General features: G+C 62.2%; 4 protein-coding genes and 1 pseudogene. 4 read left to right on the top strand and 1 reads right to left on the bottom strand.

What is annotated here, in order from left to right; all coding sequences use genetic code 11:
- Positions 1 to 99: 99 nt before the first annotated feature.
- A pseudogene (locus WBB85_RS11555) lies at positions 100 to 543 on the top strand (IS6 family transposase); the annotation flags it as partial.
- An 81-nt stretch (positions 544 to 624) separates the two neighbouring features.
- Here WBB85_RS11555 and WBB85_RS11550 read toward each other — a convergent pair.
- Positions 625 to 1518 carry a LysR substrate-binding domain-containing protein gene (locus WBB85_RS11550; RefSeq protein ID WP_432638763.1) on the bottom strand — a complete coding sequence of 298 codons (894 nt, stop codon included), beginning with the start codon at positions 1516 to 1518 and terminating at the stop codon, positions 625 to 627.
- A 94-nt stretch (positions 1519 to 1612) separates the two neighbouring features.
- On the opposite strand from WBB85_RS11550, the gene WBB85_RS11545 reads away from it, so the two are divergent.
- The 3 genes from WBB85_RS11545 to WBB85_RS11535 form a co-directional block, all read left to right on the top strand.
- A complete protein-coding gene (locus WBB85_RS11545) occupies positions 1613 to 2632 on the top strand; it encodes an agmatine deiminase family protein (RefSeq protein ID WP_432638762.1) in 1020 nt (339 codons plus the stop codon).
- Positions 2629 to 3519, top strand: coding sequence for a helix-turn-helix transcriptional regulator (locus WBB85_RS11540; protein ID WP_432638761.1), 891 nt, complete (start codon positions 2629 to 2631; stop codon positions 3517 to 3519). Before WBB85_RS11545 ends, WBB85_RS11540 begins: the two co-directional genes overlap by 4 nt.
- 16 nt (positions 3520 to 3535) lie before the next feature.
- A partial coding sequence (locus WBB85_RS11535; RefSeq protein ID WP_432638760.1) for an agmatine deiminase family protein occupies positions 3536 to 4567 on the top strand: 1032 nt, incomplete at its 3' end.

Genomic DNA, 4567 nt, shown 5'->3' with positions numbered 1-4567 from the left:
AGGAAAAGCTGATCCCACGTGGAGTCGACCGCAAAATCCCTTAAGCGGTCTAGGCCGCGATTGGCAGGCGGCGCATCGGTTATTTGGGGGATCAGTTAGTCGAACTGGCGGTGGCATCTTGACGAGATTTTCGTGAAGATCAACGGCGAGACGCATTATCTGTGGTGGGCCGTCGGCCACGAAGGCGAAGTGCTGGAATCTTTTGTCACCAAGCGCCGAGATCGCAAAGAAGCTTTGAAACTCATAAGAAAATCAATGAAGTGCCAAGGCAATCCTGCAGCCATCGTGGCCGACAAACTGCGATCTTATGGCGCCGCGATGAAGGTCATTGGCAATGCCCGGAAACAGGAAACTGGCCGATGGTAGAACAGCCGGGCCGAGAGTTCACACTTGCCGCCCCGACCAAGAGAGAGGGCAATGCTCCGCTTCCGGCGCATGCGAAGTCTGTAGAAGTTCGACGCTGTTCATTCATCAGTCCACAACCATTTCAACCAAGAGCGGCACCTTTTCCCACGCGACAATTTCAAGCTGAATTCGCATTGACCCGCCTGCTTGCATGGCTTGAAACACCGGAAACCGGCACGATCCGGTTTGCCGATTGAACGGCAGGTGCGTCTCGGCCCGCTAAGGCTCTGGCTGGCCGAGAAACCAGTCCCAAAGTGCCTGTACCGAACTGCGTGTGAAGTTCCGTTTCCACGCCGAAAGGAAATAGCTCCGGCCGATCTCAACCGGCGCCCCGGCGGCCCGGGCGAGTGTGCCCTTGGCAAGGAAAGACGCTGCCAGCACCTCTGACGCAAGGCAGATGCCCAATCCCGCAGCAGCCGCCTGCAGCATGATCGCCGGGTCAGAGAAATTCAGGCCCGAGGCGAAGTCGCTGCGGCGGGAGCCTGCTTGTGTGAACCACTTCTGCCAGTCGTCGTCGCCTTCGTCATGCAGAAGCATCGTGGCATCCAGCCGCGTAGCGTCGGGTGCCTCGGGAAGGCCCGCCACTACGGAGGGCGCGGCCAGGGGCCAGAGGCGGTCGGGCAGTAGCGGCACCGACTCGGTTCCCGCGTCGGTCCAGGGGGTTTCCGACAGGACGATGTCGATCTCTGCCTCTTCCGGCACCCAGCCTTCAGTGGTCGTGTGCAGCCAGGGCTCTACCTGCGGCAAGTCGGCCCGCAGCCGCGCCAGACGCGGCAGGAACCAGCCCTGCGCCAGGGCAGGTGACATCATCACGATGACCGAGCCGGGCTTGGTATAGGCGCTCAGCCGGCGGGCACCATGGCGCACCGTTTCCAACGCCTCCTGCGCTGTGGTCATCAGGTCATGCCCGGCATCGGTCAGTTCGATCCGTCTGCCGATGCGACGGAAGAGCGGCTGCCGCAGATGCGCTTCCAGCGTCCGGATCTGATGGCTGACCGCCGACTGCGTGATGTTCAACTCCTCTGCCGCGCGCGAGAAGCTTCCCAGCCGCGCGGAGGCCTCAAAGCCGATCAGCGTCGACAGGGGGGGGAGGGAGCGATAGGGATTATTCATGAGTTTTTCTTGTCTATCTAATAAAAAATTTGCGTTTTGTATTGCTTATTACTCATGCAATTCTGTCTGACAAGCTGTTTGAGTTGGACCGATCATGAAACACACTTCCGCAAAACCGAGCGATCTGGGCTTTCGCATGCCCGCCGAATTTGCCCCGCATGCCCGCACTTGGATGATGTGGCCTTGCCGGGCAGAGGTCTGGGGGGACATGGGGGCAACGCGCCGTGCCTATGCTGCCGTCGCCCATGCGATCCGCGACTTCGAGCCGCTGACCATGGCCGTCAGGCTAGAGGACATGGTGCAAGCGAAATCCCTTCTGGGCAGCGATATCGAGATCGTCGAAATGCCGCTCGACGATTCATGGGCGCGCGATGCCGGGCCGAATTTTGTCGTGGATGCTGACGGCAACAAGGCCGCATCGCTTTTCCGGTTCAACGCCTGGGGCGGCAAGTATCATCCGTTCGACAAGGACGCGGCCTTCGGTAAGCGCGTCGCCGAGCTGAGCGGCGTTCGCACCTTCACCACCGGTCTGTTCGCCGAAGGTGGCGGGGTGAGCGTCGATGGCGAGGGCACGATCCTGACGACCGAAACCTGCTTTCCGAATGCCAACCGCAACCCGGACTGGAGCCGCGCGCAGATCACCGAAGAGCTGAAGGCAATGCTGGGCGGCGACAAGGTCATCTGGCTGCCGGGCAATGCCGATGAAACCGAAACCGACGGCCATGTCGACGGGATCGCGGTCTTCGTCGCCCCTGGCGTGGTGCTGATTGAGGGCGCGGACGACCCGACCGACCCCTGGCGGGCGATCAAGCTGGAAAATATCGACACGCTTTCCGGCCAGACCGATGCCAAGGGCCGCCCGATCCGTATGGTCATGATCCCCGAGGCCGAGGAAAGCTGTGCCATCGGCGACCGGTTCTGCCGGTCCTATGTAAATTCCTATTTCTGCAACGGCGGCGTGGTGATGCCGCGCTACGGCACGCCCCGCGACGGGCTGGCGCGCGAGATTTTTCAGGACATCTTCCCCGACCGTCGGGTCAGCATGGTCGATATAGCCGATATCGCCATTGGCGGCGGTGGCATCCACTGCATCACCCAGCAGGAACCTGAATGAGCACAAGAGGTAAGATAATCGCGCTGACGGACCACGCGCCAGCAACCGAATCCTTGCCCCTTCCAGTGATGGAACGGTTAGGGGCAGCAATCGGGCAGGTGGGCTCCACTGCGTTCCCCGCACTGCTCGCCGACGTCTGCAAGGTTGCCTCGGGTTTTGAATCCGCCTTTGTCTGTGCCTTTTTTCCCGATCACGCGCCGGTCGCGCTGTTCGATGACCTGCGCGGTAGCGAAAGTGCGATCCTCGCCCCCTATCTCAGTTGGGCCTACCTTCTCGATCCGCTGCATGGGCTTTATCGCGAGGGGGGCGCCGATTGCGCCGCCATGCTGGCAGACATTGCACCGGACGACTTTCGCAGCAGCGAGTATTTTCGCCGCTTCTATGCTGCCACCGGGTTGGATGGCGAATGCGGCGTGATCCTGCGTGATCCCGATGGAGCGGCAATTGTGATTTCGCTTGGCGTCAGGAATGGAAGTTCGGCCCTGCCACGCGCGGCCCACCGGTTGCGTGCGCTCTTGCCCGTCCTCGGTGCGCTTACGCGCCGGCAATGGCCGGGTCTGTCGCCCGGTACCGCGACCGGTATCGGCCGGGTCGGTGGACATGTCGAACGCGCCTTCGCGCTCTTTGGCACCTCGCGGTTGAGCGAGCGTGAGGCGGAAGTGGCACGGCTGATCGTGAAAGGCCACTCCAACAAGTCCATTGCCCGGCTCCTTGGTAATTCGCCCGAGACGGTAAAGGTGCACCGCAAACGTATCCACGCGAAACTTGGCATCACCTCGGCCGGTGGGCTGTTTTCGCTATTCATGGCCGCACTTTCGGCCACGCCGCCCGGGGCGGCCACCGACCCGCTCACCTTTCTGCCAGATGGGTTTCGCCCCGCGACCTGATTTCAAGGAGAGTATCATGATGACCCGCCGCAGCCTTTTCCGCAGCGCCAGCTTACTTGCCGCCGCCGCGGCACTTCCCCGATCCGCGTGGGCTGAAACCGCCCGCGCCGCCGGGTTTCGCTACGCCGAGGAAACCGCGCCGCATGAACGCACCTTCATGCAATGGCCCGTCAGCCGTGCGGTCTATGGCAGTGGCGGTTACCTTGATGCCGTGCAGGAGACGATTGCCGAGATCGCCAATACGGTGGCGGAATTCGAACCTGTCGTGATGCTGATGGGGGCAGAGCACGAAGCCGCTGCACGCAAGCTGCTGGGCAAGGGGATCGAGGTCTGGGACGTGCCGACCGAAGACCTCTGGGCGCGCGATTCCGGCCCCTCTTTCGTCGTCGATGGCAAGGGCGGGCTGGCGATGACGCATTTCAACTTCAACGGTTGGGGCGGCAAGCAATTGCACCGCAACGACGGGCAAGTCGCCGGGCGCGTGGCCGAAATCATGGGTTTGACGCTTTTCGACGCGGGCCTTGTGGGCGAGGCGGGCGGCGCCGAGTTCGACGGCCATGCGACGCTGATCGCCCATGAAAGCAGCTGGGTGAACCGCAACCGCAACAAGGGCGGCAAGGATGAGGTCACGCGGATGCTGAAGGAGACCTACGGCGCCGAAAAGGTGATCTGGGCGCCGGGCATCAAGGGCGCCGACATCACCGACTATCACATCGATGCACTGGCGCGGTTCATCAAACCGGGCACCGTGCTGATTCAGATGGGCGAGGAGATCGACCCCGACGATCCCTGGAGCCGGGCGGCGTTCGAGACCCGTGACATCCTCGCTGCCGCGACCGATGCGTCGGGCCGGAAGCTGAAGTTGGTTCGCCTGCCCGAACCGATTGACATCCGCGGCTCCGGCAATGATTTCGTCGCCTCTTACGTCAATTACTACGTCTGCAACGGCGCGGTCATCGCCTCGCATTTCGGGGACGATGCTGCGGACGAAGAGGCGCATGCGGTCCTTGCGGACCTTTACCCCGGCCGCGAAATCGTGATGCTGGAC

This window comes from Albidovulum sp. (assembly GCF_049646345.1).
GTDB lineage: Bacteria > Pseudomonadota > Alphaproteobacteria > Rhodobacterales > Rhodobacteraceae > Albidovulum.
This window is presented reverse-complemented; position numbering and strand designations above follow the sequence as displayed.

Bases quoted from the DNA above. Each gene is read 5' to 3' on its own strand.
- WBB85_RS11550 (WP_432638763.1), bottom strand. From the start codon at position 1,518: ATGAATAATCCCTATCGCTCCCTCCCCCCCCTGTCGACGCTGATCGGC.
- WBB85_RS11545 (WP_432638762.1), top strand. From the start codon at position 1,613: ATGAAACACACTTCCGCAAAACCGAGCGATCTGGGCTTTCGCATGCCC.
- WBB85_RS11540 (WP_432638761.1), top strand. From the start codon at position 2,629: ATGAGCACAAGAGGTAAGATAATCGCGCTGACGGACCACGCGCCAGCA.